At 69.0% G+C, this 25,579-nt stretch carries 27 protein-coding genes; 14 read left to right on the forward strand and 13 right to left on the reverse strand.

Annotation, left to right across the window (positions count from 1 at the left end; translation table 11 throughout):
• Position 1 precedes the first annotated feature (1 nt).
• On the forward strand, positions 2-385 hold the full coding sequence (locus tag OCL97_RS13880) for a helix-turn-helix domain-containing protein (protein ID WP_215906474.1): 384 nt from the start codon (positions 2-4) through the stop codon (positions 383-385).
• A gap of 61 nt (positions 386-446) precedes the next feature.
• A complete protein-coding gene (hisN, locus tag OCL97_RS13885) occupies positions 447-1,256 on the forward strand; it encodes a histidinol-phosphatase (protein WP_377370543.1) in 810 nt (269 codons plus the stop codon).
• A 139-nt stretch (positions 1,257-1,395) separates the two neighbouring features.
• On the opposite strand, the gene OCL97_RS13890 is transcribed toward hisN, so the two are convergent.
• The 3 genes from OCL97_RS13890 to OCL97_RS13900 all read right to left on the reverse strand — a co-directional run bounded on the left by OCL97_RS13890 (position 1,396) and on the right by OCL97_RS13900 (position 3,708).
• Entirely contained in the window at positions 1,396-2,850 is a 1,455-nt protein-coding gene (locus OCL97_RS13890) for an alpha/beta fold hydrolase (RefSeq protein WP_377370544.1), read from the reverse strand.
• Complete coding sequence (locus OCL97_RS13895; protein ID WP_304780982.1) at positions 2,843-3,163, reverse strand: SCP2 sterol-binding domain-containing protein; 321 nt, start codon at positions 3,161-3,163, stop codon at positions 2,843-2,845. Before OCL97_RS13895 ends, OCL97_RS13890 begins: the two co-directional genes overlap by 8 nt.
• A 107-nt stretch (positions 3,164-3,270) precedes the next feature.
• Complete coding sequence (locus OCL97_RS13900) at positions 3,271-3,708, reverse strand: DUF3617 domain-containing protein (protein ID WP_304780984.1); 438 nt, start codon at positions 3,706-3,708, stop codon at positions 3,271-3,273.
• A 144-nt stretch (positions 3,709-3,852) separates the two neighbouring features.
• On the opposite strand from OCL97_RS13900, the gene OCL97_RS13905 reads away from it, so the two are divergent.
• Positions 3,853-4,464, forward strand: coding sequence for an MSMEG_1061 family FMN-dependent PPOX-type flavoprotein (locus OCL97_RS13905; RefSeq protein WP_377370545.1), 612 nt, complete (start codon positions 3,853-3,855; stop codon positions 4,462-4,464).
• 34 nt (positions 4,465-4,498) lie between these two features.
• Here OCL97_RS13905 and OCL97_RS13910 read toward each other — a convergent pair whose 3' ends face one another.
• From OCL97_RS13910 to OCL97_RS13920, 3 genes are all read right to left on the reverse strand, one after another.
• Positions 4,499-5,419 carry a serine hydrolase gene (locus OCL97_RS13910; RefSeq protein ID WP_377370546.1) on the reverse strand — a complete coding sequence of 307 codons (921 nt, stop codon included), beginning with the start codon at positions 5,417-5,419 and terminating at the stop codon, positions 4,499-4,501.
• 5 nt (positions 5,420-5,424) lie between these two features.
• Positions 5,425-6,297 carry a class I SAM-dependent methyltransferase gene (locus OCL97_RS13915; protein WP_377370547.1) on the reverse strand — a complete coding sequence of 291 codons (873 nt, stop codon included), beginning with the start codon at positions 6,295-6,297 and terminating at the stop codon, positions 5,425-5,427.
• Positions 6,298-6,371: 74 nt separating this feature from the next.
• Complete coding sequence (locus tag OCL97_RS13920; protein WP_377370548.1) at positions 6,372-7,211, reverse strand: class I SAM-dependent methyltransferase; 840 nt, start codon at positions 7,209-7,211, stop codon at positions 6,372-6,374.
• Positions 7,212-7,451: 240 nt separating this feature from the next.
• On the opposite strand from OCL97_RS13920, the gene OCL97_RS13925 reads away from it, so the two are divergent.
• Both OCL97_RS13925 and OCL97_RS13930 read left to right on the forward strand, forming a co-directional pair.
• A complete protein-coding gene (locus OCL97_RS13925; RefSeq protein ID WP_304780997.1) occupies positions 7,452-7,907 on the forward strand; it encodes an Hsp20 family protein in 456 nt (151 codons plus the stop codon).
• 310 nt (positions 7,908-8,217) lie between these two features.
• On the forward strand, positions 8,218-8,658 hold the full coding sequence (locus OCL97_RS13930; RefSeq protein WP_377370549.1) for an EF-hand domain-containing protein: 441 nt from the start codon (positions 8,218-8,220) through the stop codon (positions 8,656-8,658).
• Here OCL97_RS13930 and OCL97_RS13935 read toward each other — a convergent pair.
• The 4 genes from OCL97_RS13935 to OCL97_RS13950 all read right to left on the reverse strand — a co-directional run bounded on the left by OCL97_RS13935 (position 8,655) and on the right by OCL97_RS13950 (position 12,624).
• Entirely contained in the window at positions 8,655-9,422 is a 768-nt protein-coding gene (locus tag OCL97_RS13935) for a crotonase/enoyl-CoA hydratase family protein (RefSeq protein WP_377370550.1), read from the reverse strand. The two genes, OCL97_RS13930 and OCL97_RS13935, sit on opposite strands and share 4 nt — an antisense overlap.
• 61 nt (positions 9,423-9,483) lie before the next feature.
• The gene (locus OCL97_RS13940; protein ID WP_305338945.1) at positions 9,484-10,749 is read right to left on the reverse strand and encodes a pentapeptide repeat-containing protein; all 1,266 of its coding nucleotides are present in this window, start codon (positions 10,747-10,749) and stop codon (positions 9,484-9,486) included.
• An 84-nt stretch (positions 10,750-10,833) separates the two neighbouring features.
• Positions 10,834-12,093, reverse strand: a complete 1,260-nt coding sequence (locus OCL97_RS13945) for a pentapeptide repeat-containing protein (RefSeq protein ID WP_304781008.1) — start codon at positions 12,091-12,093, stop codon at positions 10,834-10,836.
• A 96-nt stretch (positions 12,094-12,189) separates the two neighbouring features.
• On the reverse strand, positions 12,190-12,624 hold the full coding sequence (locus OCL97_RS13950) for a bifunctional diaminohydroxyphosphoribosylaminopyrimidine deaminase/5-amino-6-(5-phosphoribosylamino)uracil reductase RibD (RefSeq protein WP_377370551.1): 435 nt from the start codon (positions 12,622-12,624) through the stop codon (positions 12,190-12,192).
• Positions 12,625-12,721: 97 nt separating this feature from the next.
• Between OCL97_RS13950 and OCL97_RS13955 the strand changes: the two genes are divergently transcribed.
• Positions 12,722-13,468: an ABC transporter ATP-binding protein gene (locus OCL97_RS13955; protein WP_377370552.1), complete on the forward strand. Its 747-nt coding sequence runs from the start codon at positions 12,722-12,724 to the stop codon at positions 13,466-13,468.
• Entirely contained in the window at positions 13,465-15,006 is a 1,542-nt protein-coding gene (locus OCL97_RS13960; RefSeq protein ID WP_377370553.1) for a hypothetical protein, read from the forward strand. The genes OCL97_RS13955 and OCL97_RS13960 overlap by 4 nt, the downstream gene beginning before the upstream one ends.
• Positions 15,007-15,009: 3 nt before the next feature.
• Here the strand turns inward: OCL97_RS13960 and gpmA are convergent, their stop codons facing one another.
• Complete coding sequence (gene gpmA / locus OCL97_RS13965; protein WP_304781015.1) at positions 15,010-15,726, reverse strand: 2,3-diphosphoglycerate-dependent phosphoglycerate mutase; 717 nt, start codon at positions 15,724-15,726, stop codon at positions 15,010-15,012.
• 106 nt (positions 15,727-15,832) lie between these two features.
• On the opposite strand from gpmA, the gene OCL97_RS13970 reads away from it, so the two are divergent.
• From OCL97_RS13970 to OCL97_RS13985, 4 genes are all read left to right on the forward strand, one after another.
• Complete coding sequence (locus OCL97_RS13970; protein WP_304781192.1) at positions 15,833-16,078, forward strand: hypothetical protein; 246 nt, start codon at positions 15,833-15,835, stop codon at positions 16,076-16,078.
• Complete coding sequence (locus OCL97_RS13975; protein ID WP_377370554.1) at positions 16,075-17,037, forward strand: KpsF/GutQ family sugar-phosphate isomerase; 963 nt, start codon at positions 16,075-16,077, stop codon at positions 17,035-17,037. The genes OCL97_RS13970 and OCL97_RS13975 overlap by 4 nt, the downstream gene beginning before the upstream one ends.
• A 98-nt stretch (positions 17,038-17,135) precedes the next feature.
• Positions 17,136-18,635, forward strand: a complete 1,500-nt coding sequence (locus tag OCL97_RS13980) for a phosphomannomutase/phosphoglucomutase (protein ID WP_377370555.1) — start codon at positions 17,136-17,138, stop codon at positions 18,633-18,635.
• A 79-nt stretch (positions 18,636-18,714) separates the two neighbouring features.
• On the forward strand, positions 18,715-20,016 hold the full coding sequence (locus OCL97_RS13985; RefSeq protein WP_377370556.1) for a UDP-glucose dehydrogenase family protein: 1,302 nt from the start codon (positions 18,715-18,717) through the stop codon (positions 20,014-20,016).
• A gap of 58 nt (positions 20,017-20,074) precedes the next feature.
• On the opposite strand, the gene OCL97_RS13990 is transcribed toward OCL97_RS13985, so the two are convergent.
• Positions 20,075-20,227: a hypothetical protein gene (locus OCL97_RS13990; protein WP_310542349.1), complete on the reverse strand. Its 153-nt coding sequence runs from the start codon at positions 20,225-20,227 to the stop codon at positions 20,075-20,077.
• A gap of 187 nt (positions 20,228-20,414) precedes the next feature.
• A complete protein-coding gene (glmM, locus tag OCL97_RS13995; RefSeq protein ID WP_377370557.1) occupies positions 20,415-21,767 on the reverse strand; it encodes a phosphoglucosamine mutase in 1,353 nt (450 codons plus the stop codon).
• Positions 21,768-21,892: 125 nt separating this feature from the next.
• Here glmM and glmS point away from each other — a divergent pair, with 125 nt between their 5' ends.
• The 3 genes from glmS to OCL97_RS14010 all read left to right on the forward strand — a co-directional run bounded on the left by glmS (position 21,893) and on the right by OCL97_RS14010 (position 25,547).
• Complete coding sequence (glmS, locus tag OCL97_RS14000) at positions 21,893-23,710, forward strand: glutamine--fructose-6-phosphate transaminase (isomerizing) (protein ID WP_377370558.1); 1,818 nt, start codon at positions 21,893-21,895, stop codon at positions 23,708-23,710.
• 94 nt (positions 23,711-23,804) lie between these two features.
• Positions 23,805-24,674 carry a UTP--glucose-1-phosphate uridylyltransferase gene (locus tag OCL97_RS14005; RefSeq protein ID WP_377370559.1) on the forward strand — a complete coding sequence of 290 codons (870 nt, stop codon included), beginning with the start codon at positions 23,805-23,807 and terminating at the stop codon, positions 24,672-24,674.
• 12 nt (positions 24,675-24,686) lie between these two features.
• Positions 24,687-25,547, forward strand: coding sequence for a Rossmann-fold NAD(P)-binding domain-containing protein (locus OCL97_RS14010; protein WP_377370560.1), 861 nt, complete (start codon positions 24,687-24,689; stop codon positions 25,545-25,547).
• The last annotated feature ends 32 nt before the right edge of the window (positions 25,548-25,579 follow it).

The following is a 25,579-nucleotide window of genomic DNA, read 5'->3' on the forward strand; positions in this document are numbered from 1 at the left end:
CATGGGTAACGACATCGACGTTCATCTCGGTAAGCGCCTTCGCCGGCGCCGCCGTCTTCTGGGTCTGACCCAGCAACAACTGGCCGGCGCCTGCGGCGTGCGGTTCCAGCAGATCCAGAAGTACGAATGCGGCGCGAACCGCATCTCGGCCGCGCGCCTCTGGCAGCTCTCCGAAGCCCTGGAAGTGCCGGTGGGCTACTTCTATGACGGCCTCTCGGAACTGGCCCAGCGCGAACCGGCCAACGAAGGCGACGGCGGGGGCGAGATGTTCGCCCGCAAGGAAACCCTCGACCTGATCCGCGCCTACTACCAGCTGGGTGAGCGTCCGCGCCGCCGGCTGCTGGACCTCGCCAAGTCGCTCAACGGCGAACACGAGGCCGTCTAAAGCCCCCGCTTCAGTATCTGGGGGGATATCGGAAGCGCGAGCGGCGGGATAAAGCGGGTGCATGCTCGCTCCCGACCGTCTCGCTGCTCTCGACAGCTTTCTGATCGACCTGAACCGCGCCTCAGCCGAGGTCATCGCCCCGCTGTTCCGGGCCGATCACGGTCTGGAGGACAAGGGCACGGCCATCTGGTTCGACCCCGTCACCGCCGCCGACAAGGGCGCGGAGGCGGCCATCCGCAAGCTGATCACCGAGCACTATCCGGACCACGGGGTAATCGGTGAGGAGTACGGCGAAGACCGCCCGGACGCCGAGTTTGTCTGGGTGCTGGATCCGGTCGATGGGACCCGCGCGTTCATCGCCGGCCTGCCGGTCTGGACCACCCTGATCGGGCTGCGGCACGAGGGCCGCCCGGTGCTCGGCTCCATCGGCCAGCCCTATATCGGCGAGCTCTACATCGGCCACGCCGGGGGCTCGCGCCTGATCGCGCGCGGGACCGAGAAGGTGCTGAAGGTGCGCGCCTGTCCGAAACTGACCGACGCCATCATCGCCACCACGGACCCCGAGGGCTGCTTCAGCGGCGCCGAGTTGGGCGCCTGGACCCAGGTCCGCGCGGCGGCGAAGCTCGCCCGGCTGGGCTGCGACGCCTATGCCTACGCCATGGTGGCGGCGGGCACGATGGACATGGTCATCGAGGCTGGCCTGAAATCCTGGGACATCGAGAGCGCCATCCCCCTGATCGAAGGGGCCGGCGGTCTGGTCACCGACTGGCGAGGAAACTCCGTCGGCCAGCAGGGCGGCCAGATCGTCATCGCCGGCGACCGGGCCTGCCTCGACGAGGCCCTGGTCGCCCTGCGGCGGTCGGCGAACTAACGAGCATTCCGCACATCCCGGCGAAGGCCGGGAACCAGGTCGTAGAGCGATGCGTCCGCCGATAGATCCCAGACCCTTCTCCAGACGCTCAGAGCCTTAGGATCTGGGCCCCGGCCTTCGCCGGGGTGAGCGGTAAAGATCAGCTTTTCTTAGGCGCGGCCTTGGGGGCGGCAGGCTTCTTGGCCGCGGCGGGCTTCTTGGCGACGGCGGGTTTGGCGGCCGGCGTCGCAGCAGCCTTCGGCGCGGCCTTGGCGGCGGCGGGCTTGGCCGCAGCCTTGGCGGCAGGCTTCGGAGCCGTGGCCTTCTCGGGGGCCTTGGCGGCAACGGCCTTCGGAGCCGGCTTCGCGGCGGCGGGTTTTGCAGCCGGCTTGGGCGCAGCCTTCGGCGCAGCGACCTTGGCGGGGGCCGCAGCCTTGGCGGCAGGCTTCGCGGCCGCCTTCGGCGCAGCGGCCTTGGCGGGGGCGGCGGCCTTTGCGGCAGGCTTCTTGGCCGCGGGCTTGGCTGCGGCCTTCGGAGCTGCGGCGCGCTTGGGCGCGGCGGCGACAGGGGCCGGGGCGGGCTTGGGCGCAGGCGTCGGCGCCGGCGCCGGCGCGACCGCGGGCGCCGCCGCTGCGGGCGCGGGCTTGGCGGGGGCTGGCTTGGCGCCGGTGATCTTGCCGATCAGAGAGTCGAAAGCGGCCCAGAAGCCGGAGCGCTTGTTGTTCGTTTCCATAAGAATCTCATGATAGGAGCCGGCCACGCTGACGAATTCGCCGTCGGGCAGATGTGATGCGACCGATCGTTGTGCGTCGTCGACGACCAGCTTGTCGTCTCCGGCCGAAACGATGACCACAGGGATCTTGACGCTCCGCAGATTTGCGGGATTGGCGAGGTAGGCGGTGGCGCGGAACGCGAAATCGAGCCAGCCCCAGGTGGGGCTGCCGAGCGCCAGGTCCCGATTGGCCGCCACCTGAGCTCGGGTGCGGGCGAAGCGGACGGGATCGTGGGTGAGGACATTGCCCTCGAAGACTTCACTGAATGGGTCGGCAGGCGTGTCCTGCACGTACTGGCCGCCACGGCCGGTCAGGCTCTTCCAGGCGGCCATCAGCTTGGCCTGGTAGAGCGGGGTGTTTCCGGTGCGCACCCCCAACATGGGCGCGCAGAGCACGGCGCCGGCGAAGCGGGGCGACTCGCCCTTGGCCAGGGCCAGCAGGGTGAGGCAGCCGCCCATGGAATGGCCCACCGCGATCCAAGGCTTGGGCAGGCGCGCCTCGAAGGCCGCCAGGATGGCGTGATAGTCCTCGACGAAGGTCTGGTAGCCGTAGGCGTGGCCCTTCAGGCGGTCGGGCAGCTCGCGATGGGACAGGCCCTGTCCGCGCCACTCCTGGACCAGGACCGTAAAGCCCCGCGCCATCAGGTCCTCGACCACCTCGAAGTACTTCTCGATGTGCTCGGTGCGGCCGGTGCTCAGCACCACCGAGCCCCGCGAAGCGTCCTTGGGTTTGAAGATCGCCGCACGCAGCTTCGCGCCGCCCGAGCCGACCACCCATTCGGCGACGCCGCCCGCCGGGATCGGGGCGGAGGGGATGGAGACCAGGGGCGCGGCCTCAGCCATGGTCGGCCACCATCTTCGAGAACAGCTGCTGGACCTGGGGCTGCAGGGACATGGCCAGGCCCATGTCAGACAGCCGCATGCGCCCCTTCATGACCGCGGTCATGGGGTCGAGCTGGCGCTTGCCCATGGCCTTCATGTCGTTCTGGCTGATGGTGATGGTCAGGTCGGCGGGCTTGTCGTCATTGCTGACGACCCCGCCGTCGATGTGGATGAAGCCTTCGCCCTTGAGGTCGAACTTCACGGACTTGCCGAGGCCGGAGTCGTCGCCCACGCCCGTCCGCACCCGTTCGGTCAGTTCCTGCAAGCTCGCCAAGGATTCGGCCCTTCCCGGTGGATGGAGGGGCACCTTCGCCTCTCGCGCGAATGATGTAAACGGCGACGCTTTTCGCAGGGTTAGCGAAGGGTTTCAGGGCCTCCGGATCAGCCCGCCTTGACCGGCGCGGGACAGACGTCGCCCAGACGGCGCGCATCGGTGGTGAAGCGACCGCCGAGCGGCAGGCCGGCATAGGTGGTGTCCACATCGGCCACCAACTTGAAGGTGCTGGGGGAATAGCTCCCCTTGGCCTCGATGGCGACCTGACGGCCCTTCTTGCTGGCGCAGGTTCCCTTGAGCGTGATCTTGCCGTCCTGGAAGACCCGGGTCGGATAGGTGCAGGCGTAGTGGCGGTTGCTGGGTCCCATGGTGAACTTGGCGACCTCAGACGGCGTGATGCAGCGCCGCTCCTTCTTGGTCTGGCTGATCACCGCCTGAACCTTGTTGGTCACCTCCCAATAGCCGGGCTGGATCGTGGACTCCTGGGCCAGGGCCGGCGCCGCGGCGGCCAGGGTGATCAGGCCAGCAGTGAGGATTCGCAACATGTTCCAGCTCTCGAACGAATGATGCTGACAGAATAGCGCATCAAGGTGGCTCAAGTCTGACCCGGCGTTTCGGGTCCCGTTCATCTTGCACATCGCGGGACCGGCGCGCATAGTTGAGAACGCTTCGCAAGAACGGGAAACGCCATGAGGACGCTCGAGCTCGCCGACCTGGACCAGATATACCGCCAGCCGGGCAAGCTGGTGATCGACAAGGCCCTGACCACGGTCGACAGGCACGGCCGGAGCTTCATCGCGCTCTCGCCCTTCTGCGTGGTGTCTTCGGCGGGGGCCGACGGGTCGATCGACGTCTCGCCTCGCGGTGGGGAGCCGGGCTTTGTCCATGTTAGCGAGGACGGGCGGACGATCTTCCTGCCCGACCGCCCGGGCAACAATCGCCTCGACACCCTCCGCAACCTGCTGGCCGGACCGGGGCGGATCGGGTTCATGTTCATGATCCCCGGCTTTGACGACGTCTACCGCGTGAACGGCCGCGCCAGCGCCAGCGCCGATCCGGACCTGCTGGCTCAGTTCGTGGAGTTCGGGAAGACGCCGCGCCTGGTGCTGTCCATCGCCGTGGAGGAGGCCTTCTTCCACTGCCCCAAGGCGATCATGCGCGGCCGACTGTGGGAGGCCGAGGCCCAGGTCGACCGCTCGACCCTGCCCACCCTGGCGGAGGTCATCTTCGACCAGCTGAACATGGGCAAGGTTCCGGTGACCGAAGAGGTGATCATGGCCGACTACAAGACCCAGCTCTGAAGTCTCCCCCGTCCACGGGGGAAGGCGCCGACAGCTAGCCTGCCCACAGGGCTTCGATCCCCAGTTTCACCGCGCGCGCCATCTGCGCGTTGATGACGGCGGCGCCGACAAAGGGCTGGTGCGCCTGGGTGAAGACGGCGACGGCATAGCGCGCGCCATCCGGCCAGGTGATCACCCCCACCTCGTTGCGCACGCGGCCGAACAGGGCGCCGCTCTTGGCGGCGAGCGCGCCGCCGTGCGGCACGGCGGCTTCCAGACGCCTCGTGACCTGGCGACCCATCACATCACGTAGCGTCGCGCAGGCCGGCGGCAGGGCCGCGGTGTCGTTCCAGACGGCCGCCAGCAGGGTGGTCATGTCCCGCGCGGTGGTCCGCGAACCCCGCGCTGGGTCGAGGGCCGCGACGGCGGCGATGCGGCCCGGATCGGTGCTTCCGGCGTGGGCGGCGGGACCCAGTCTGCCGGACTGGGCGGCCAGCAGTTCGGCGTAGTTCCGGAACTCCAGCTCCACCGCCATGGTGTCCAGCATCGCCTTCAGGTCGCTGACGATCCGCGTTTCCCGGCAGCCGCAACTGACGGCGCGGGCGTTGATGGCGTCGAGGCCGACGCGGGCGATCAGCAGGTCGGTGGCGGCGTTGTCGCTGAGGGTCAGCATCATCGCAGCCAGGTCGCGCAGGGACAGACGCACCGGATCCTGGAAGTTGGAGATCCCCACCGGGCCTGGCGTCACAACGGCGGGGCGCAGGTCGACCTGCTTCGCCGGATCGATCTCCCCCTCGGCCGCCCGGGCGTAGAACTCCAGGGCCACCAGGACCTTGAACACCGAAGCCGGGACCACGGGACGGTCGGCCTCGAAGCCGAACTCGGCGCCGGTGGCGAGGTCGCGCACATGCAGGGCGCCGTCACAGCCGGCGGCGGCGAAGCCCGCGGCGATCTCAGAGGTGTCGGGATTGGCCATGGACCTCAGGTCGGCTTGACGAAGCGCAGGGTCATCCGGTCGCTCTCGCCGATGGCGTCGTACTTGGCGTGGTTGAAGGTCGGGTCCGCCGGCTGGCCACGGGGCGAGGAACGGCGCACCGGCGGCAGGGTCCAGACCCCAAAGGGATGGTCCTTGGTGTCCTTGGGGTTGGCGTTGATCTCCGAGGTCTTGTCGAGGATGAACCCCGCCTCCTGGGCCAGCTGGATCGCATAGGCCTGCTGCACGTAGCCGTCGGCGGCCAGCACGTCCTGCACGACCCCGGGCGAGGCGCGGTGCTCCTCGATCCCCAAGGACCCGCCCGGCTTCAGGGCCACGAAGGCGTCATGGAAGGCCTTCTCGGCGATGCCCGCCGCCATCCAGTTGTGCAAGTTGCGCATGAACAGGACCAGGTCGGCCGAGCCTGCCGGCGCCACCGCGCCGCTGGTGGGGCCGAAGGAGGTGATTTCCACGTCGCCATAGAGCTTGGGCTGGGCGCGGATCTTGCGGCGGTAGGCGGCCACGATCTCGGCGGCGGCGGGTTCGCCGGGATCGTTGGTCTGCAGGTCGGCGGCGAACAGCTTGCCGTCGGTGGCCGCCAGGTAGGGCGCCAGGATGTCGGTGTACCAGCCGGCCCCCGGCCAGAACTCCACGACCGTCTGGCCGGGCGCCAGGCGGAAGAACTGGAGCGTCTCGACGGGGTGTCGCCAGGGATCGCGGACCTTGTCGAGGGGGTCGCGCCAGGCGCCGGCCACCACCTGTTCCAGGGTCAGGGGACCGGCCTTCGCGGCGGGCGGCTTGTCGGCCTTCTTGCCGCAGGCGGCGAGCGCCAGGGTGGAGCCGATCATCGCGCGCCGCGACAGGGAAACTGCTGAGAGCATCTACGAACCCGAACCCCTGGCGAACCGCCCCACCGGAGTAGCCTCAGTCGGCGGGACGGTCAAAACTCCGCGGCTCAGCGGGGTTTGACGAAGCGCAGGGTCATGCGGTCGCTCTCGCCGATAGCGTCGTACTTGGCCCGGTCAAAGGCCGGATCGGCAGGCTTGTCGCCCTGCGTGTTGCGACGCACCGGCGGCAGGGTCCAGACGCCGAAGGGGTGATCCTTGGTGTCCTTGGGATTTGCGTTGACCTCCGATGAGGCGGCCAGCTTGAAGCCGGCCTTCTCGGCGGCGGCGACCACATTGGCGGTGGAGACGTAGCCATCCCGGGCGTCGGCGTTCTGCGGCCGCGGATCGGAGCGGTGCTCCTCGACGGCCAGGACTCCGCCCGGCTTCAGCACGGCGTAGAAGTCGGCCATGGCCTTGTCGAGCATCGGGGGCTGCCAGAGCCAGTTGTGGATGTTGCGCGCGGTGATCACCATGTCGGCCGAGGCCGATCCCAGGGGCTTGGACTCGGCCCCGAAGTTCACGAAGCCGACCTTCCCGAACTTGGCCTCGTCGGCGTACTTGGCCTCGAAGGCCTGGCGGCCCTTGCGGGCGCCGTCGGAGAGCTTGGGATTGTCGAGGTCGGCGGCGCTGGCGATGTAGGTTCCGCCGGTGGCCTTGGCGTAGGGCGCCAAGATCTCGGTCCAGTAGCCGCCGCCCGGCGAAATCTCGATGATGGTCTGCTTGGGCTTCACGCCCCAGAAGGTCAGGGTCTCATAGGGGTGGCGGGCGGCGTCGCGGACGGTGTTGGCCTCGGTGCGGGCCGGGCCGGCGACAGCGGCCTTCAGCGCCTTGTCCTCCGCGGCTTGGGCGGCGGGAGCCACGGCGATGACGGCCAGGGCGGAGAGCAGGGCGAGCGAGCGGGCGGACATCGAGCGAACCTCAGGGTGTTTGGGACGGCGCGACCCTAATGGCCAAGCCTTCCGTGGCAAGGCCCCGCGCCATGACGTTTGCGTCAGAACAAACCCCCTTGAAGCCCGAAAAGAGGCGCCTACCTAAGATCTCGAAGGCGCTGGAATTCCGGGCCTTCCAGGCCGCGCGTGACTTCGGTGCGTGCGACGCCTGCATCCCTGACCTGCAACCTTGCTTAAGCCAAGAAGGATGTAACCCACATGCGTACTGTCGATTTCTCCCCTCTCTATCGTTCCGTCGTCGGCTTCGACCGTCTCGCGGCCCTGCTTGAAACCGCCAGCGCGGACGCCGCCACCGGCTATCCGCCCTACAACATCGAGCGCACCGACGAGAACGCCTACCGTATCGAGATCGCGGTGGCGGGCTTCCGTCCCGACGAACTGAACATCGAGGTGAAGGAAAACCTCCTCACCGTACAAGGCCGCAAGGCCGCCAATGACGACCAGCGCCGCTTCCTGCATCGCGGCCTCGCCGAGCGTGACTTCGAGCGCCGGTTCCAGTTGGCCGACTATGTGGTGGTCACCGAGGCCAAGCTCTCCGATGGTCTGCTGGCCATCTCCCTGAAGCGCGAACTCCCGGAGGCCCTCAAGCCCCGCCGGATCGAGATCGCCACGGGCGAGGCCACCGGCCTCATCGAAGGTGAAAAGGCCGCCTGACCCCCTCTCGGGCTGGCTGACCGGAAGGGCGGCGCGGCGACGCGCCGCCCTTTTCCGTGACCCTCGCCGCGGATCCACGGTCAACGACGCCTCATCTTATTCGCCGTGAAGCACAGTGTTTCGCAGAGGAAATACAATGAACTGAAGATGATACCCGGCGTTCAGCCAGGGCTCAGATCGATGATGTCATATTCAGATTGCATGATCAGGCCATGGCCCGGCCTGATCGTCTCGGTCATCGCCAACAACAACTCGCCCGCCATCGCCCTCAGCCTTTCGCGGCCTCCGGGCTGGTTCCGCCAAGGACATCATGAACCGCACCGTTCCCGCCGCCGCCGTCCTCGCGCTGATGGCGTTCGCCGCGTGCGCGCCCAAGGTCGAGAAGACCGTCGCGGCGATCGATCCGACGACCTCAGCGGTCCCCGCCGCCACCGGGCGCGGCATGGCCGAGCCCCGGACCCTGGACGGGATGCTGGCGCGCGCCCGGGAGCGCTTCGCCACGGCCGACCTTAACCAGGACGGCAAGGTGACCACCGAGGAATTGGAGCAGGGCCGGGCCGACCGCGAGGTCTCCGGTCCCCGCTGGGGCGCCGGGGGCCGGCTGATGCGGGCCGATACCGACACGGACGGGGAGGTCACCCTGGCCGATGTGGAGGCGCACACTCGCAAACGTTTCGCCCGCCTGGACACCGACAAGGACGCCGTTGTCAGCCCCGGCGAGACGCGCGCCGCCCTGCGGCCCGCGAACTAGAACTCTCCGTGCCGCCCCTCGCCGGCGGCGAAGCGGGCCGCCCCCTGAACCGCCGAGCCTGACCGGAGGGTCTCACGGCCAAGATCGACCTCGTTGGTGGTGGCGGTCGGCCAATCCATCGACCACTGGGCGATGGCCGAGGCGCGGTCGCTGCGCAGGCAGGCCTGGGGGAAGGCGCTGAGCTGTTGCGCCAGCTCGATCGCGTGCGTCAGCGCCTCGCCCTTGGGGACCAGCCGGTTCGCCAGGCCAATGGCGTAGGCCTCCGCCGCCTCGACCGGTCGTCCTGTGAGGATCAGGTCCATGGCCCGGGAGTGGCCGATCAGGCGCGGCAGGCGCACGGTGCCAAGGTCGATCAGGGGCACCCCGAACCGGCGGCAGAACACCCCGAAGATCGCACCTTCCGCGGCTACCCGCAGGTCGCACCAGGCCGCCACCTCGATGCCGCCGGCCACCGCATGGCCCTCCACGGCGGCGATCACCGGCTTGGACAGTTCCAGCCGCGTACAGCCCATGGGGCCAAGGTCGCCCTCGCGATGCAGCGGATTGCCGCGTCCTTCGCTGACCCCCTTCAGGTCGGCGCCCGCGCAGAAGGTCCCGCCCCGCCCCTGCAGGACGGCCACGTCCAGGTCGGGGTCGGCGTCGAAGCTTTTGAAGGCCTCGTAGAGCTGCTGGGCGGTGGGAGCGTCGACGGCGTTGCGGGCGTCCGGCCGCTCGATGGTGACGACCGCGATGCGCCCGATGGTTTCCACGCTGACGGTCTGCACGGGAGCCTCCTTCTGAATTCAGGAAGTCAGGCTACGCTGCTGACGCAGCGTCAGCGAACGCTCAGGCGGCGGCGCGGGCGAGTTCGAAGCCGAGGGTGGCGTACAGCTGGACGTCTCGGATGCTGGCCCCGCTCAGCCGGGCGTCGGTGAGGTCGCAACCGCGCAGGTCGGCGCCGTCCAGCACCGCACCGGTCATGTCAGCCCCCTGGGCCAGGGCGTAGCGAACATTGGTCCGCTCGAAACTGGCGGCGGTCTGGCGGGTGGCGCTGAGCGGCAGGGGCGCGAAGATGGCGCCGCGCAGGTCGGCCTTGGTGAGATTGGCGCCGGTCAGCCGCGCGCCGCGAGCGTCGGCGTCCCGCATGCAGACCCCTCGCAGGTCCGCGCCGTCCAACTGCGCGCCCTGCAGATGAGAGCCGGTGAGATCAAGACCGACCATGATCGCGCCCTTGGCGCTCATGGCGCTGAGCCGCAGCCCGCGCAGGCGATCGGCCAAGGGGCGCAGGTCTTCATTGTCGAAGGTGGCGGGCTTCCCCTCGCGGCCGCCGGTCTGGCACCAGAGGTGATTGCTTTGGGCGCGGGCGAACAGCTCCTCCGCCCGCTCGATGGCGGCCGCGGTGGGGGCGCGGATGGCGCCGGACATGTTGGCGCCGTAGGTGCGGGCCTGGGCCACGTCGACCCCGGTGATCGTTGCGAAAGAAAGGTTGGCGCCCTCAAAATTGGTGTTGGCCACGTCGGCGCCGTCCAGCATGGCGCCCGACAGATTGGCGTCCTTCAGGTTCGCGCCGGACATCTTGGCGCCCTTCAGGGAGCAGTCGGTGAAGTCCGAGGCGAAAGCCGAGGCGTCGTTGAGCTGCGAGCCGTCCAGGGTCGCGCCGGCGAAGATGGCGTTGTCCAGCTGGCCCTCGCGGGTCTGGTGCACCACAGAGGCCAGGCCCTTGGAAGGATGCGGAAGGGCCACCTGGCCAACCCGGAAATCGGCCTGGGTCAGGTCGGCCTGGGAGAGATTGGCGCCGCGCAGGCAGGCGCCGCGCAGGTCAGCGCGGACCAGGCGGGCGCGGCGCAGATCGGCCTTGCGCAGATCACAGCCGAACAGGATGGCGCGTTCCAGGTTGATCCCGGCCATCTTGGCGCCGTCGAAGATCGAAGCCGAGACGTCGGCGTCCGCCAGGTTACGACCCGCCAGGTCAGCGCCGGAGAGATCGACGAACTTCAGGATCGCACGCTTGCCGCCGGGCCGCCGGGCGATGAACTTCTCATGGCCGGAGACGATCAGCTCGATCTCGCCAGCGGACAGCTTTCTTCGGCCGGACAAGGTGATGTTGGTCATGCGGACAGGCTCTGGCGAACGGCGATCTGTGGGAATTTCTTAGACCCCAGATGCAACCGAACCCTTAAGCTTGGCGCAACGTGATCAGATTGTCTCGCCCAGGCCCCGGGCGCCCCACTTCTGGGCGCCGGTGAGACTGGCCTGCCGCAGCTGGGCGTTGGTGAAGTTGGCCCGGCTCAGGTCGGCGTCGATCAGCAGGACGTGGCGCAGGTCGGCGCGCGCCAGGTCGGCGTTCTTCAGGCTCGCGCCGGTGAGATTGCAGGGCAGGATGCGGTCGCCCCCCAGCAGCAGGGGCCCCATCTGGGCGTCGCGCAGGTCGGCGCTGGCCAGTTTGGCGCCCATCATGCGCGCGCCCCTGAGGTCGGCGCGGCGCAGGTTGCAGGCCCGCAGGTCGGCGCCCTCGAGGTTCGCGCCCTGAAGCTGCACGCCCTCCATGTCGAGGCCGTAGAACACTGCGCCCTTGGCCGAGAGCGCCGTCAGGTTGAAGCCGCGGACCGTCTCCAGGGCCCGCAGGTCGGCGTTGTCGAACACGCTCGGCGACCCTTCCGCCCCGCCGGTCTCGCACCAGCGGGCGTGGTCGCGGATCATGGTCTTATAGGGCAGGTCGGAGACCGCCTTGCCCGAGGGCTGGTCGGTAAGCGCGCCGCGCATGTCGGCCTGGCTGATGTTCCAGGAGTAGGTCTTGGCGCCCACCAGGATGCAGTCGCGCAGGTCCGCGCCCGCCAGGTCGGCGCCGGAAAGGTCGGCGCCGGCCATGTTGGCGCCGGTCAGGGTGCATTGCTTGAGATTGGCCCGGACCAGCTTGGCGTCCTTCAGAACCGCGTCGGTGAAGTCGGCCCGGACGGCCATGACGCCCGACAGGCGCGACCGCTCCAGGTTGGCGCCGGCCAGGATGGCGCCCTGCATCTCGCCCGCCCGGTTCTGGTGCTCCATGACCTTCAGGCCCTGGACGCGGTCCACTGAGGCGATGGAGCCTTCGCGCAGGTCGCATTCAAAGAGGTCGGCGCCGGTCAGGTTGGCGTTGCGCAGGCAGGCGCCGCGCAGGTCGGCCCGGCGCATGGAGGCGTCGGTGAGATTGGCGTTCTGCAGGTCTGCGCCGAACAGGTTGGCGTGGTCCAGCCGGGTGCCCTGCAGCTGGCAGTCGGAAAGGATGGCCCCGGTGAAATCGCCGTCGCACAGATTGCGCCCGCGCAGGTCCAGGCCGGTGAGATTCTTCCAGGCGAACACCGCCCGGGCGCCGCCGGGTTTGGAGGTCCAGAGCCGGTCATGCTTGGCGCAGATGGCGTCGACCTCAGCCTGGGTGAGAGGCTGGAGATCCTGGATGGTTGCGGTTTGAAGCGACATGGGAGGCTGGGGGACCCTGAACTTACTGTCCCCAGAATAGGTTCTCGCAATTAACACGCTGTTTCCGCCACTTAGCGAAAACACGGTGAAGAATCGCTAAGTCCTGGGCGGCTGGTAGTCCGCGTAGAGGCTCCCAGCCTCGGTCTCCAGCAAACCAAGCTCCACCTTGAGGCCGGCGGTGCGCAACCTTTCCGTGCCCCGCCCCGACGCATAGGTTGAGGCGTCGGTGCAGGCGATGACGACGCGCGCGATCCCGGACGCCACCAGCCGTTCCGAGCAGGAGGCCGTTCCGGTGGACCTCTGGCCGCAGGGCTCCAGGGTGAGATAGGCCACGGCGCCACGGGCGGCTTCCCCGGCCTGATCCAGGGCCTGTTCCTCGGCATGGGGGCGGCCGCCAGCCTGGGTGACACCCTGCCCCACCACCGCGCCTCCGGCCACGATCACGCACCCCACGGAGGGGTTAAGGCCGGTCTTCCCGAGCTGAGTGCGGGCCAACGCGATGGCGGCGCGCATGTGGTCGTCGTCGGTCATGCCGGGTTTGTGAGGCGCCCGGGGCGTTCCCCGCAAGCCCGCGCGGTTGAGCCGGCTTCGCCCCTCGCCCATAGTCGGGCCTGGACGGGAGGGCTTCGTGACCGACGCACTGGTGATCAGGGGCCTCAACAAGACCTTCCGGACGCCCGCCGTAAACAACCTCGACCTCACGGTCCGCTCCGGCGAACTCTACGCCCTGCTGGGTCCCAACGGCGCGGGCAAGACCACCACCCTGCGCATGGTGGCGGGCCTGCTGAAGCCCGACACCGGATCGATCAGCGTGTTCGGCGTTGATGCGCTGGCCGACCCCATGGCCGCCAAGCAGCTCATCGCCTGGGCGCCGGACGAGCCCATGCTCTACGACCGCCTGACCCCTCTGGAGTATCTGGAGTTCGTGGCCGGACTTTGGGGCGTCGAGGCGGCGACCGCCAGGAACCGCTCCGAGGAGCTGCTGCGGATGCTCGCCCTCTGGGACGAGCGCGGCCGCCGATGCGAGGGGTTCTCGCGCGGCATGAAGCAGAAGACCGCCCTCGCCGGCGCCCTGATCCACGATCCGAAACTGCTGATCCTCGACGAACCGCTCACCGGCCTGGACGCCGGCGCCGCGCGCCAGGTGAAGGACCTGCTGACCGCCCGCACCCGGGCCGGGGCGACGGTGATCCTCACCACCCATATCCTGGAGGTGGCCGAGCGGATGGCCGACCGCATCGGCATCATCCAGCACGGCAGGCTGCTCATCGAGGGCCGTCTGGAGGAATTGCGGGCCCAGGCCGGGGATGGCGACGCCAGCCTGGAGGACCTGTTCCTCGACCTCACCGGCCAGACCGAGGCCGCGCCCGCGTGATCGCCAGGCCGGGCTCGACCCTATGGCTGCTGGCCCACGAGATGCGGCTGGGCTGGCGCACCTTGCTGGCGCGGCGCGGCGAGAACCGCCGCGGCGGCTGGATCGCGCTGGCCACTGTCGGTCTGGTCACCCTGGCCGGCGGCGTGCCAATCGGCCTGATGCTGCGCCGGGTGGAGATCACCGTGACCCCGACGGGCGTCCTGCTGGCCGACGCCATCCTGGCGGTGATCTTCAGCCTGATGCTGTCCCAGACCCTGGCCGCCGCCGCCGATGTCCTCTACGACCGGGGCGACCTGGACCTGCTGTTCTCCTCGCCCATCGATCCGCGCAAGGTGCTGACCGTGCGGTTCGCGGCCATCGCCCTGAACCTGTTCCTGGTGTTCTCGGCCTTCCTTGGCCCCTTCCTGATCCCCATCGCCCTGATCGGCCACCCGCCCTGGCTGTCGGCCTTCCTGGTGCTGGCGAGCGTGGCCATCGCGGCCACGGCCTGCGGCCTGGTGGTGGCCGTGGGCATGTTCGCCGCCATCGGTCCGCGACGAACCCGCACCATCGCCCAGGTGACCTCGGCCCTGATCGGGGCGGGGTTTTTCCTGGTCACCCAGGCGCGAAACATCTTCGGCGCCCCGGTGGGTTCGGTCTGGAGCGACCTGGTCGCAGCGGCCACGGCGCCGGGCGTCGTCATCCCCCCGGTGGCGGCCCTGCCCCTGCGCGCCCTGCTGGGCGACCCGGGCGCGGCGGCGATCCTGCTGGTGACCGCCCTGGCGATGTTCGCCGGCGTGAACCTCTGGCTGGGGGGCCGGTTCGCCGCCGACTCGGCCGCCGCCGCTGGGGCCGAGGCCGGCGCGGTCAAGGCGCGCACCCGGCCGGTGGCCTTCACCGGCGGGGCCTTCGCCGCCACGGTGCGCAAGGAGTTGCGGTTGATGAGCCGCGATGCGGCCCTGATGTCCCAGGTGATGCTGCGGGTGCTGTACCTGCTGCCCCTGGCCTTCGTCCTGGTGCGCAACGCCGGAAGCCAATCCCTGCTGGCGCTGCCGGGCGGGGCCGCGGCCCTGGCCTTCGTGGCCGGCCAGGTGGCCGCCAGCCTGGCCTGGATCACCGTCTCGGCGGAGGACGCCCCCGACCTGATCGCGGGCGCGCCCACCCCTATCGCCACCGCGCGCCGGGCCAAGCTGGCGGCGGCCTTCATCCCGATCGCCGCCCTGCTGGCCCCCATCCTGGTCACCCTGATCGTGCTGGAGCCACGGGTCGGCCTTGCGGCGACCGCCGGCTGCGCGGCGGCGACGGTGGCCAACGGCCTCATCAACATCTGGTATCAGCGCCCGGCCAAGCGCTCGGAATTCCGCCGCCGCCGGGGGTCGAGCTGGGTCTCCACCCTCGCCGAGGTCGCGGTGGGGGTGTGCATCGCCGCGGCCACCGGGCTCGCCGCCGCGGGCCTGGCCTGGGCGCTCATTCCGGCCTTGCTGGCGGGTCTGCTGTTGCTGGCCGTCCGCCGCACGGACGCCCAGATCGCCCAGGCCCTGCGGGGCGGCGCCCGCTAGCTGTTAAGCGCCGTAGGTCGGCAGCTTGGTGGCGCGGGCCTCGTCCAGATAGCGCGCGGAAACAGGCTTCAGGGCGGCGTCCAGCTCAATCAGCAGCGGGTTGCCGGTGGGAATCTCCACATCGATGATGGCGGTGTCACTGAGGCCGTAGAGCAGCTTGACGATGGCCCGCAGGGAATTGCCGTGGGCCGCCACCAGGAGAGTTTCCCCCGCCGCCAGCTTCGGCGCGATCTCGGCGGCCCAGTAGGGGGCGACGCGGTCCAGGGTGGTCTTCAGGCTCTCGGTGTCGGGCAGGGTCGCGCCGGCATAGCGGCGGTCGCCTGCGAAATCGAACTCCCCGCCGGGCGCCAGCGGCGGCGGCGGCACGTCATAGGAACGCCGCCACACCTTGACTTGGTCGTCCCCGTGTTTCTTGGCGGTCTCGGCCTTGTTCAGGCCGGTCAGTCCGCCGTAGTGGCGCTCATTCAGCCGCCAGTCCTTGGTTTCCGGAACATAGACCTGGCCCGCCGCCGTCAGGGCGAGCCAGCAGGTGCGGATGGCCCGCGTCAGGACCGAGGTGAAGGCGCGGTCGATCTGGATGCCGGCGGCCTTGATCAGTTCCCCGCCCTTGGTCGCCTGTGCCTCGCCCTCCGGCGTCAGGTCCACGTCCACCCAGCCGGTGAAACGGTCTTCCAGGTTCCAGCGGCTCTGGCCATGGCGCAGCAGGATCAGGGTGGGCACTGGGAAACCTCCATTCGCGAGCGAGGCCTGCGGGCTAGGGTGCGCAGCCGGTGAGGTCAAGGGTTCGCTGGCCCGAGGCGATTGGAGCCGCTATATCGGCTTGACCATGCGTGACCGCCTGTTCTTCCCCGCCATCGCCCTGGCCGCCCTTGTGATGGTGGCCCTGGCCCTTGTCTGGCCCCAGGGCCTTGGCGACCGCTCGCCGGGCGTCTTTGGGCGCACGCCCACCCAGCGGACACCGGCGGTGCAGGCGGCGATGCAGCGGGAGACCGAAGCGGCCAACAGGCGCGTCAACCAGGCCCGGCAGGCGGTCTCCGACCTGCAGAGCCAAGCCATATCCCCGACCCAATGACCGAATTCGACGCCGTGGCCGTGGGCCGCCGGGTGCTGGCCGCCGAGGCTGACGCCCTGACCCAGCAGGCTGACGGCCTGGGCGCGGCCTTCGCCAAGGCCGTGGACATCCTCTACGCCGCCAAGGGCAAGATCGTCTGTTCCGGCATCGGGAAATCCGGCCACGTGGCGCGCAAGATCGCCGCCACCTTCGCCTCCACCGGTGCGCCGGCCTTTTTCGTCCACGCCAATGAGGCCAGTCACGGCGACCTGGGCATGATCGCCGAGGGCGACGTGGTGCTCTGCCTGTCGAAGTCGGGCGAGGTGAAGGAACTGGCTGATGTCCTGGCCTATTCGCGCCGCTTCCATATCCCCCTGATCGCGCTGACCGCCGACCCCCAGAGCGCGCTGGGCAAGGCGGCCGATGTGGTGCTGCAGCTGGCCGACGCCGCCGAGGCCACCGCCGAGGTCAAGGCGCCCACCACGTCGACCACCCTGCAGATCGCGCTCGGCGACGCCCTGGCCGTCGCGCTTCTTGAACGGCGAGGCTTCACCGCTCGTGACTTCAAGACCTTCCACCCCGGCGGCAAGCTGGGGGCCATGCTGCAGACCGTCGGCGACCTGATGCACGGCACAGCCGAACTGCCATTGGTCTCCCTCGACACCCCCATGGCCCAGACCCTGCTGGTGATGACGGAGAAGGCCTTCGGCATCGTCGGCGTCACCGGTCCGGACGGCGCGCTCCGCGGCGTGATCACCGACGGCGACCTTCGCCGCCACATCGACGGCCTGATGGGCCACACCGCCGGCGAGGTCATGACCCCGGGGCCCAAGAAGACCGCGCCCCCCGGCATGCTGGCCGGCGAGGCGCTCGCCCTGATGAGCGACCCCCTGCCCATGGTCACCGTGCTCTTCGTGGTGGAGGGCCAAAAGCCGGTCGGAATCTTGCGCGTTCACGACCTGGTGCGCGCCGGCGTGTAGCAAACGTCACGAAACACAAGTTCAAGGCTCGCGTTCGCATGGTCTTAAGGCCTCAAGACCTTTAAGACCCCTGCACGAACACGTCCGATGGAGTTCCGATGCTTCCTGTCCCGCGCGCCGACCTCGTCCCCAATACCCTCGACTACGAAATCTATCCGCTGGTGAAGGCCACCGGCTTCCGGGAATACGACGCGCGCTGGCTGCTAGGGCCCGACATCAACCTGCTGGGGATCGAGGCCCTGGGCCTGGGTCTCGGGACCTATATCCAGGAACTGGGCCAGACCAAGATCGTCATCGGCCACGACTTCCGGTCCTATTCAATCTCCGTGAAGCAGGCCCTCACCGTCGGCCTGCTGGCCTCGGGCTGCGAGGTTCTGGACATCGGCCTGGCCCTGTCGCCCATCGCCTATTTCGCCCAGTTCGACCAGGACGCCCCCTGCGTGGCCATGGTCACCGCCAGCCACAATGAGAACGGCTGGACCGGGGTGAAGATGGGCGCCCAGCGGCCCCTGACCTTCGGCCCGGTCGAGATGGGCCGCCTGAAGGAGATCGTCCTGGGAGGCCTGAGCCAGATGCGCCCCGGCGGCTCCCTGACCCACGTCACCGGCGTGCCGGAACGCTACGTCGCCGACATCGTTCGCCGCGTGGCCGTGAAGCGGCCGCTGAAGGTGGTCTGCGCCTGCGGCAACGGGACCGCCGGCGCCTTCGCCCCCGACGCCCTGCGCCGCATGGGGGTCGAGGTCATCGAGATGGACTGCGACCTCGACTGGACCTTCCCGCGCTACAATCCCAATCCTGAAGACCACGAGATGCTGCAGGAGATGGCCAAGGCGGTGCGCCAGCACGGCGCCGACTTGGCCCTGGGCTTCGACGGCGACGGCGACCGCTGCGGCGTGGTGGACGACACCGGCGAGGAGATCTTCGCCGACAAGATCGGCCTGATGCTGGCCCGCGACCTGTCGGTCCTGCACCAGAACGCCACCTTCGTGGTCGACGTGAAGTCCACGGGCCTCTACGCCACCGACCCGGTCCTGGCCGCCAACGGCGCCAAGACCGTCTATTGGAAGACCGGCCATTCCTACATCAAGCGCAAGACCGCCGAACTAGGCGCCCTGGCCGGCTTCGAGAAGAGCGGCCACTTCTTCTTCAATGATCCCCTGGGGCGCGGCTATGACTGCGGCCTGACCGCGGCGGCCGCCATCCTGGCGATGCTGGACCGCAATCCGGGCAAAAAGCTCTCGCAGCTGAAGGACGCCCTGCCGATCGCCTACACCTCGCTGACCATGTCCCCCCACTGCGGCGACGAGGTGAAGTACGGGGTGGTGGACGACGTGGTGGCCGAGTACGAGGCCCTGGCCAAGGCCGGGGGCACGATCCTGGGCCGGAAGATCGTCGAGGTGATCACCGTCAACGGCGTCCGCGTGGCGCTGGAGGACGGTTCATGGGTCCTGGTGCGGGCCTCCTCCAACAAGCCCGAGATCGTGGTGGTGGTGGAGAGCACCCAGTCGGACGCCGACATGCGCGCCCTGTTCCGCGAAGAGGTGAAGCCGCGCCTCGCCAAGCGCCCTGAGGTCGGCGCCTACAACCAGGAAGTCTGATCGCACGGCGCCACTTTTGCTGCGCTGCAAAAAGATGTACCGGCCTGACGCAGGGCCAGCACGAACTCGGGGGTAGATGATGCACGTTACGATGATTGGCACCGGCTATGTAGGCTTGGTGAGTGGGGCCTGCTTCGCCGACTTCGGCCATGACGTCATCTGCATCGACAAGGATGCCGGCAAGATCGAGCGCCTTAAGGCCGGCGGCATCCCGATCTACGAACCCGGTCTCGACGTGCTGGTGGCCCAGAACGTCAAGGCCGGCCGCCTGTCCTTCGACACCGAGGCCGCCGACGCGGTGGCCAAGGCCGACGCGGTGTTCATCGCCGTGGGCACGCCCTCGCGTCGCGGCGACGGCCATGCCGACCTTTCCTATGTCTACGCCGCCGCCGAGGAGATCGCCGGCCTTCTGGACGGCTTCACCGTGATCGTCACCAAGTCCACCGTGCCGGTCGGCACCGGCGACGAGATCGAGCGCATCATCAAGGCCAAACGCCCGGACGCCCAGTTCGCCGTGGTCTCAAACCCGGAGTTCCTGCGCGAAGGCGCCGCCATCGAGGACTTCAAGCGTCCCGACCGCGTGGTGGTGGGCCTGGAGGACGAGCGCGCCCGGCCGGTTATGACCGAACTCTACCGCCCGCTCTATCTGAACGAGACCCCCATCGTCTTCACCAGCCGCCGCACCAGCGAGCTGATCAAGTACGCGGCCAACGCCTTCCTGGCCCTGAAGATCACCTACATCAACGAGATCGCCGACCTCTGCGAGGCGCTGGGCGCCGACGTGCAGCAGGTGGCCAAGGGCATCGGCCTGGACAAGCGCATCGGCGGCAAGTTCCTCAACGCGGGCCCCGGCTACGGGGGCTCCTGCTTCCCGAAGGACACGCTCGCCCTGGTGCGCACCGCCACCGACGCCGGCAGCCCCGTGCGCCTGATCGAGACCACGGTGGAGATCAACGACGCCCGCAAGAAGGCCATGTCCGCCAAGGTGGCCAAGGCCGTCGACGGCGACCTGACCGGCAAGACCGTCGGCGTGCTGGGCCTGACCTTCAAGCCCAACACCGACGACATGCGCGACGCGCCCGCCCTCGACATCCTCCCGGCCCTGCAGGCCCTGGGCGCGAAGGTTCAGGCCTATGACCCCGAGGGGGAAGAGGCCAAGCACATGCTGAAGGGTGTGGACTTCAAGTCCGACGCCTACGAGGCGGCGACCGGCGCCGACGTCCTGGTGATCATCACTGAATGGGATCAGTTCCGGGCGCTGGACCTGGATCGCATCAAGGGCCTGATGAAGACCCCGACCCTGGTGGACCTTCGCAATATCTACAAGCCCGAGGACATCCGCTCGCGGGGCTTCAAGTACGCCTCCATCGGGCGCGCGTAGCTCAGGGCGAGCGACGCCCGCCGGGCGTCGCGGCAAGCATCGGGTGAACCTGCGGCGTCTAGCTCAGCAGGTTGAAGAGTACGGTTCCGATCCAGAGCGCGCCGGCCCAGAAGGCGACGGCGAGGAGCGCGACGAAGGCGAGGCAGGCGATCGAGCTGGTCGCCCGGATCGGCCCTCGCGTCGCGCCCGCGATAACGGGACTACGCTGCATGTGTCCTCCCAAGGACTGTCTTCTTTTCCTGCCGGGGCCGGTCGAGCGACCCCAACATTACGAAGCTGACATGAATTCTCGGAGTTGAACAGCCTGGGAAACCCTTTGTTCAGCTTGCCGCAGGGCGCGGGCCTTCAAATGGGCGTGTAGCAGGCTCGTTCTGCGCAGTTGCAGACCGGGCCGGAACTCAGGCCGCGGCCTTCTTCACCGCGCCGACGATATCCTTGATGACCTCACGGACCAGCTTCTCGTCGTCGGCCTCGGCCATGACTCGGATCAGCGGCTCGGTGCCCGAGGCGCGGACCACCAGGCGCCCCGTGCCCGCCAGGCGCACCTCAGCGGCGGCCAGCACCTTCTTGACCTGCTCGTCCTCCAGCGGCTTGCCGCCGGCGAAACGCACGTTCTCCAGGCGCTGGGGCACCGGCTCGAACTGGTGGGCCAGTTCGCTCATCGGCTTGTCGGCCAGTTTCAGCACCGCCAGCACCTGCAGCGCCGCCAGCAGGCCGTCGCCCGTGGTGGAGAAGTCTGACAGAATCATATGGCCCGACTGCTCGCCCCCCAGGTTGAAGCCGCCCTCGCGCATGCGCACCATCACCGCCCGGTCGCCCACCGCGGTGCGTTCCAGCTTCAGGTCCCGCGCCGCCAGGAAGCGCTCCAGGCCGAGGTTCGACATCACCGTCGCCACCACCCCGCCGCCGTTCAGGCGGTCGCGCTTGGCCCAGTTGTCGGCGATCAGGGCCATGATCTGGTCGCCGTCGACCACGTGGCCCTTCTCGTCGCAGATCAGCAGGCGGTCGGCGTCGCCGTCCAGGGCGATGCCGATATCGGCGCGATACTCGCGCACCGCCCGGACCATGGCCTCAGGATGGGTGGAGCCGCATTCCTCGTTGATATTGGTGCCGTTCGGATCGACCCCGATCTTGATGACCTCGGCGCCCAGTTCGTACAGCACCACCGGCGCCACCTTGTAGGCCGCGCCATGGGCGCAATCGATCACCACCCGCAGGCCAGCCAGGCTCATGCGGCGCGGGAAGGTGGCCTTGGCGATCTCCACATAACGCGCCTGGCTGTCGTCAACGCGCGAGACCCGGCCCAGCGCCGTGGGCGCCGCCAGGCCCTCGGCCAGGGGCTGGTCCATCAGGGCCTCGATCTCCAGCTCACGCGCGTCCGACAGCTTGTAGCCGTCGGGGCCGAACAGCTTGATGCCGTTGTCGATGAAGGCGTTGTGCGAGGCCGAGATCATCACCCCGAGGTCGGCGCGAAGGGAGCGGGTCATCATTGCCACGCCAGGCGTCGGCATCGGCCCCAGCAGGCGCACGTCCATGCCCACGCTGGCGAACCCGGCCACCAGGGCCGGCTCGACCATATAGCCCGACAGCCGGGTGTCCTTGCCGATCACCACCATGTGTCGGCGATCGTCCTGCGACATGAACAGCTTGCCCGCGGCCAGACCGACGCGTAGCGCCACCTCGGCGGTCATCGGGTGGCTATTGGCCTGACCGCGAATGCCGTCAGTTCCGAAATAGGCGCGCTTTGTCATCAGGAGGCAGCTCTCGAAACGATACGAAACTGAGATTTAGTCGACGCCGCGTTTGCGAATGCTAAAGGCGGCGTGGGCTTTCAAAGATTATTGCGCCTTCGTTTGACAAAAGGAACCTCGGGTCCATGTGCGGCATCATCGGTATTGTCGGGACGGCCCCGGTTCAGGATCGGCTCCTGGAAAGTCTTAAGCGCCTGGAGTACCGCGGCTATGACTCCGCCGGGATCGCCGGGGTGGTCGGCGGCAAGATCGAGCGCCGCCGCGCCAAGGGCAAGATCCGCGCCCTGGAGGACGTGCTGGCCGCCCAGCCCCTGAAGGCCATGGTCGGTATCGGCCACACCCGCTGGGCCACCCACGGCGCGCCCACAGAGGCCAACGCCCACCCGCACCAGGCGGGCAAGGTGACCCTGGTCCACAACGGCATCATCGAGAACTTCGCCGAGTTGCGGCGCGAACTGGAGGCCAAGGGCCGCAGCTTCGAGAGCCAGACCGACACCGAGGTCATCGCCCACCTGCTGGACACCAACCTCGCTGCCGGCCTGGAACCCCTGGCCGCCCTGAAGGCCACCCTGGACCGCCTGCACGGCGCCTACGCCATCGCGGTCCTGATCGAGGGCCACGAGGACCTGATCCTGGGCGCCCGCCGCGGCAGCCCTCTGGTGGTGGGCTACGGGTCGGGAGAGATGTTCCTGGGCTCAGACGCCCTGGCGGTCGGTCCCTTCACCACCCGCATCGCCTATCTGGAAGAGGGCGACTATGTCGCCATCGACCACAACTCAGCCTCGATCTTCAATGAGCTGGGCCAGGCCGTGATCCGCGAGATGCGCGTCGTCTCCCCGTCTGCGGCCCTGGTGGAGCGCGGCAACTACCGGCATTTCATGGAGAAGGAGATCCATGACCAGCCCGACGCCTGCCAGCACACCCTCTCGGCCTATCTCGACCCGGTGAGTGGCAAGGCGACCGCGCCCGGCGGCGTGGACTTCGCCAAGGTCGACCGCATCCAGATCATCGCCTGCGGCACGGCCTTCTATGCCGGCCTGATCAGCCGCTACCTGTTCGAGCGCCTGGCCCGCATCCCCGTCGATGTCGAGGTGGCCTCGGAATTCCGCTACCGCGAGCCGCCGGTGACGCCGGGCACCCTGGCCATCGTCGTCTCCCAGTCGGGCGAGACCGCCGATACGCTGGCGGCCCTGCGCTGGTGCAAGGGCCAGGGCCTGCAGACCGCCGCCGTGGTCAATGTCCATGAATCCACCATGGCCCGCGAGGCCGACGTGCTGTTCCCGACCCATGCGGGTCCCGAGATCGGGGTGGCGTCGACCAAGGCCTTCACCAGCCAGGTCGCGGCCCTCACCGCCCTGGCCATCGCCGCGGGCGCGGCACGGGGAATGTTCGACGCCACCGAGGAGGCGCGCCTCTCCAGGCTGCTGCTGGAGGCGCCGCGCCTGATCGCCCAGTCCATCGCCGTGGAGGACGCCATCCGCGCCCTGGCGCCCGACCTCGCCAAGGCCCGCGACGTGCTCTATTTCGGCCGTGGCGCCATGTCGGCCCTGGCCCTGGAAGGCGCGCTGAAGCTCAAGGAGATCAGCTACATCCATGCCGAGGGCTACGCCGCCGGCGAGCTGAAGCACGGCCCCATCGCCCTGATCGACGAGGCCACCCCGGTGATCGTCATCGCCCCCAGCGACGCGCTTTACGAAAAGACCATGTCCAACATGAGCGAGGTGATGGCGCGCGGCGGGCCGATCATCCTGTTCACCGACGCAGAGGGCGCGGAAAACGCCCCGGCCGGGGTGAAGGTGATCGTCGTTCCCACCTGCGATCCCCTGGTGGCGCCCCTGGTGTTCTCCGCCCCCATCCAGCTGCTGGCCTATCATGTGGCCGTCCAGAAGGGCGCCGACGTCGACCAGCCGCGCAACCTCGCCAAGTCGGTCACGGTCGAGTAGCGGGCGCGCAAACGACGCGTCGCGGCGGCTCGTCACAAGGCGGTAATGGATTTCGTGCGTTGGGTCCTCTAGGCAAAGGCCGACGGAGGACTGCATGACGAAACCTGTGCGCAAGGCTGTGCTTCCCGTGGCGGGTCTGGGGACCCGGGTGCTTCCCGGCGCCAAGACCACGCCGAAGAACATGCTGAACATCTTCGACCGCCCGATCCTCTCCTATGTGGTGGAGGAAGCGCGCGCCGCGGGGATCGAGCACATCGTCTTCGTCACCGGCCGCGGCCAGGCCGCCATCGAGGACTACTTCGACTCCAATCCCGAGATCGAAGGGGCGCTGGAAGCCAAGGGCAAGACCGACATCCTCGCCGAGGTCCGCGCCGACCTGCCGCGTCCCGGCGGCATGAGCTTCGTGCGCCAGATGGCGCCCCTGGGCCTTGGCCACGCCGTCTGGTGCGCCCGCCACATCATCGGCGACGAGCCTTTCGCGGTCATGCTGCCCGACATGCTGATGGCCGCCGAGGTCCCGGCCCTGGCCCAGGCCGTGGCGTCCTACGAGAAGGTCGGCGGCAACGTCATCGCGGTGGAGCCCTGCCCCGAGGGCGAGGCCCACAAGTACGGGATCGTGGCCCTCGACGGCCAGGACGGCCGCCTGAACCGCATGACCGGCATGGTGGAGAAGCCGGCCCCCGGGACCGAGCCCTCGAACCTGTTCATCTCCGGCCGCTACATCCTGCAGCCGGAAATCTTCGAGCTGCTGGAGCGCCAGGGCAAGGGGGCCGGCGGCGAGATCCAGCTCACCGACGGCATGGTGCAGCTGATGAAGACCCAGACCTTCCACGCCCTGGAATATGACGGCGTCACCTACGACTGCGGCGACAAGATCGGCCTGTTGCGGGCCAATGTCGCCTTCGCCCTGCGCCGGCCCGAGTTCGCCGATGCGGCCCGCGCCGCCATCCAGGCCCTGCTCTAGGAGACCTGGGCCTTGCGCCTCTTCGTCTTCGGTTACGGCTTTTCCGCCCGCGCCCTGGCGAAGCGCCTCATGCCGCAGGGCTGGACCGTGGCGGCGACGTTCCGCGACCATGGCGGGTCGGAACGCCTGGCCGCCGAGGGGATCGAGCCGGTTCCGGTGAGCGACCCCGACGCCATCGCCGCCCAGATGAGGTCGGCCCAAGCCATCCTGATCACCGCCCCGCCGACCGACCAGGGCTGCCCGGCCCTGCCGGCCCTGGTGCGCCCCATGGCCCGAGCCGGCGCCTTCCCCGACTGGATCGGCTACCTCTCCACCACCGGGGTCTATGGCGATCGGCGCGGGGGCTGGGTGTTCGAGAGCAGCCGGCTGGCCGCCCAGTCCACCGAGGGCGCGCGCCGGGTCAGCGCCGAGCGCGACTGGCTCGAGGTGGGCCGGGGCATGGGTCTGACCGTCACCATTCACCGCCTGCCCGGCATCTACGGCCCCAGCCGTTCAGCCTTCGACCGCTTGCGGGAGGGCCGCGCCCGCCGCGTGTCAGCGCCCGGCCAGGTGTTCAGCCGCATCCATGTGGATGACCTGGCGGCCGGGCTGGAGGCCTCCATCGCCCGCCCCCGCGCTGGTGGGATCTACAATCTCTGCGACGACGAACCGGCCCCCAACAGCCAGGTGGTGGCGCACGCCGCCAAGCTGCTGGGCATGGCGCCGCCGCCCGAGGAAACCCTGGACCTAGAGGCCCTCGCCCCCTCGGCGCGGCGGTTCTACGCCGAGACCAAGCGGGTCTCCAACGCCCTCGCCAAGGCCGAACTGGGCTGGCTGCCGCGCTACCCGACGTACCGTGAGGGCCTCGCGGCGATCCTGGCGGCGGGCGGCTGACCCGCCCTTCGGAACTGTCCGGACACCTTTTT

The organism is Phenylobacterium ferrooxidans (assembly GCF_042714595.1).
Taxonomy (GTDB): domain Bacteria; phylum Pseudomonadota; class Alphaproteobacteria; order Caulobacterales; family Caulobacteraceae; genus Phenylobacterium; species Phenylobacterium ferrooxidans.

Coding starts and splice junctions, on each gene's coding strand:
- OCL97_RS13880 (WP_215906474.1), top strand. CDS start 2: ATGGGTAACGACATCGACGTTCATCTCGGTAAGCGCCTTCGCCGGCGC.
- hisN (WP_377370543.1), top strand. CDS start 447: ATGCTCGCTCCCGACCGTCTCGCTGCTCTCGACAGCTTTCTGATCGAC.
- OCL97_RS13890 (WP_377370544.1), bottom strand. CDS start 2,850: ATGGCTGAGGCCGCGCCCCTGGTCTCCATCCCCTCCGCCCCGATCCCG.
- OCL97_RS13900 (WP_304780984.1), bottom strand. CDS start 3,708: ATGTTGCGAATCCTCACTGCTGGCCTGATCACCCTGGCCGCCGCGGCG.
- OCL97_RS13905 (WP_377370545.1), top strand. CDS start 3,853: ATGAGGACGCTCGAGCTCGCCGACCTGGACCAGATATACCGCCAGCCG.
- OCL97_RS13910 (WP_377370546.1), bottom strand. CDS start 5,419: ATGGCCAATCCCGACACCTCTGAGATCGCCGCGGGCTTCGCCGCCGCC.
- OCL97_RS13915 (WP_377370547.1), bottom strand. CDS start 6,297: ATGCTCTCAGCAGTTTCCCTGTCGCGGCGCGCGATGATCGGCTCCACC.
- OCL97_RS13920 (WP_377370548.1), bottom strand. CDS start 7,211: ATGTCCGCCCGCTCGCTCGCCCTGCTCTCCGCCCTGGCCGTCATCGCC.
- OCL97_RS13925 (WP_304780997.1), top strand. CDS start 7,452: ATGCGTACTGTCGATTTCTCCCCTCTCTATCGTTCCGTCGTCGGCTTC.
- OCL97_RS13930 (WP_377370549.1), top strand. CDS start 8,218: ATGAACCGCACCGTTCCCGCCGCCGCCGTCCTCGCGCTGATGGCGTTC.
- OCL97_RS13940 (WP_305338945.1), bottom strand. CDS start 10,749: ATGACCAACATCACCTTGTCCGGCCGAAGAAAGCTGTCCGCTGGCGAG.
- OCL97_RS13945 (WP_304781008.1), bottom strand. CDS start 12,093: ATGTCGCTTCAAACCGCAACCATCCAGGATCTCCAGCCTCTCACCCAG.
- OCL97_RS13950 (WP_377370551.1), bottom strand. CDS start 12,624: ATGACCGACGACGACCACATGCGCGCCGCCATCGCGTTGGCCCGCACT.
- OCL97_RS13970 (WP_304781192.1), top strand. CDS start 15,833: ATGCGTGACCGCCTGTTCTTCCCCGCCATCGCCCTGGCCGCCCTTGTG.
- OCL97_RS13975 (WP_377370554.1), top strand. CDS start 16,075: ATGACCGAATTCGACGCCGTGGCCGTGGGCCGCCGGGTGCTGGCCGCC.
- OCL97_RS13980 (WP_377370555.1), top strand. CDS start 17,136: ATGCTTCCTGTCCCGCGCGCCGACCTCGTCCCCAATACCCTCGACTAC.
- OCL97_RS13985 (WP_377370556.1), top strand. CDS start 18,715: ATGCACGTTACGATGATTGGCACCGGCTATGTAGGCTTGGTGAGTGGG.
- OCL97_RS13990 (WP_310542349.1), bottom strand. CDS start 20,227: ATGCAGCGTAGTCCCGTTATCGCGGGCGCGACGCGAGGGCCGATCCGG.
- glmM (WP_377370557.1), bottom strand. CDS start 21,767: ATGACAAAGCGCGCCTATTTCGGAACTGACGGCATTCGCGGTCAGGCC.
- glmS (WP_377370558.1), top strand. CDS start 21,893: ATGTGCGGCATCATCGGTATTGTCGGGACGGCCCCGGTTCAGGATCGG.
- OCL97_RS14005 (WP_377370559.1), top strand. CDS start 23,805: ATGACGAAACCTGTGCGCAAGGCTGTGCTTCCCGTGGCGGGTCTGGGG.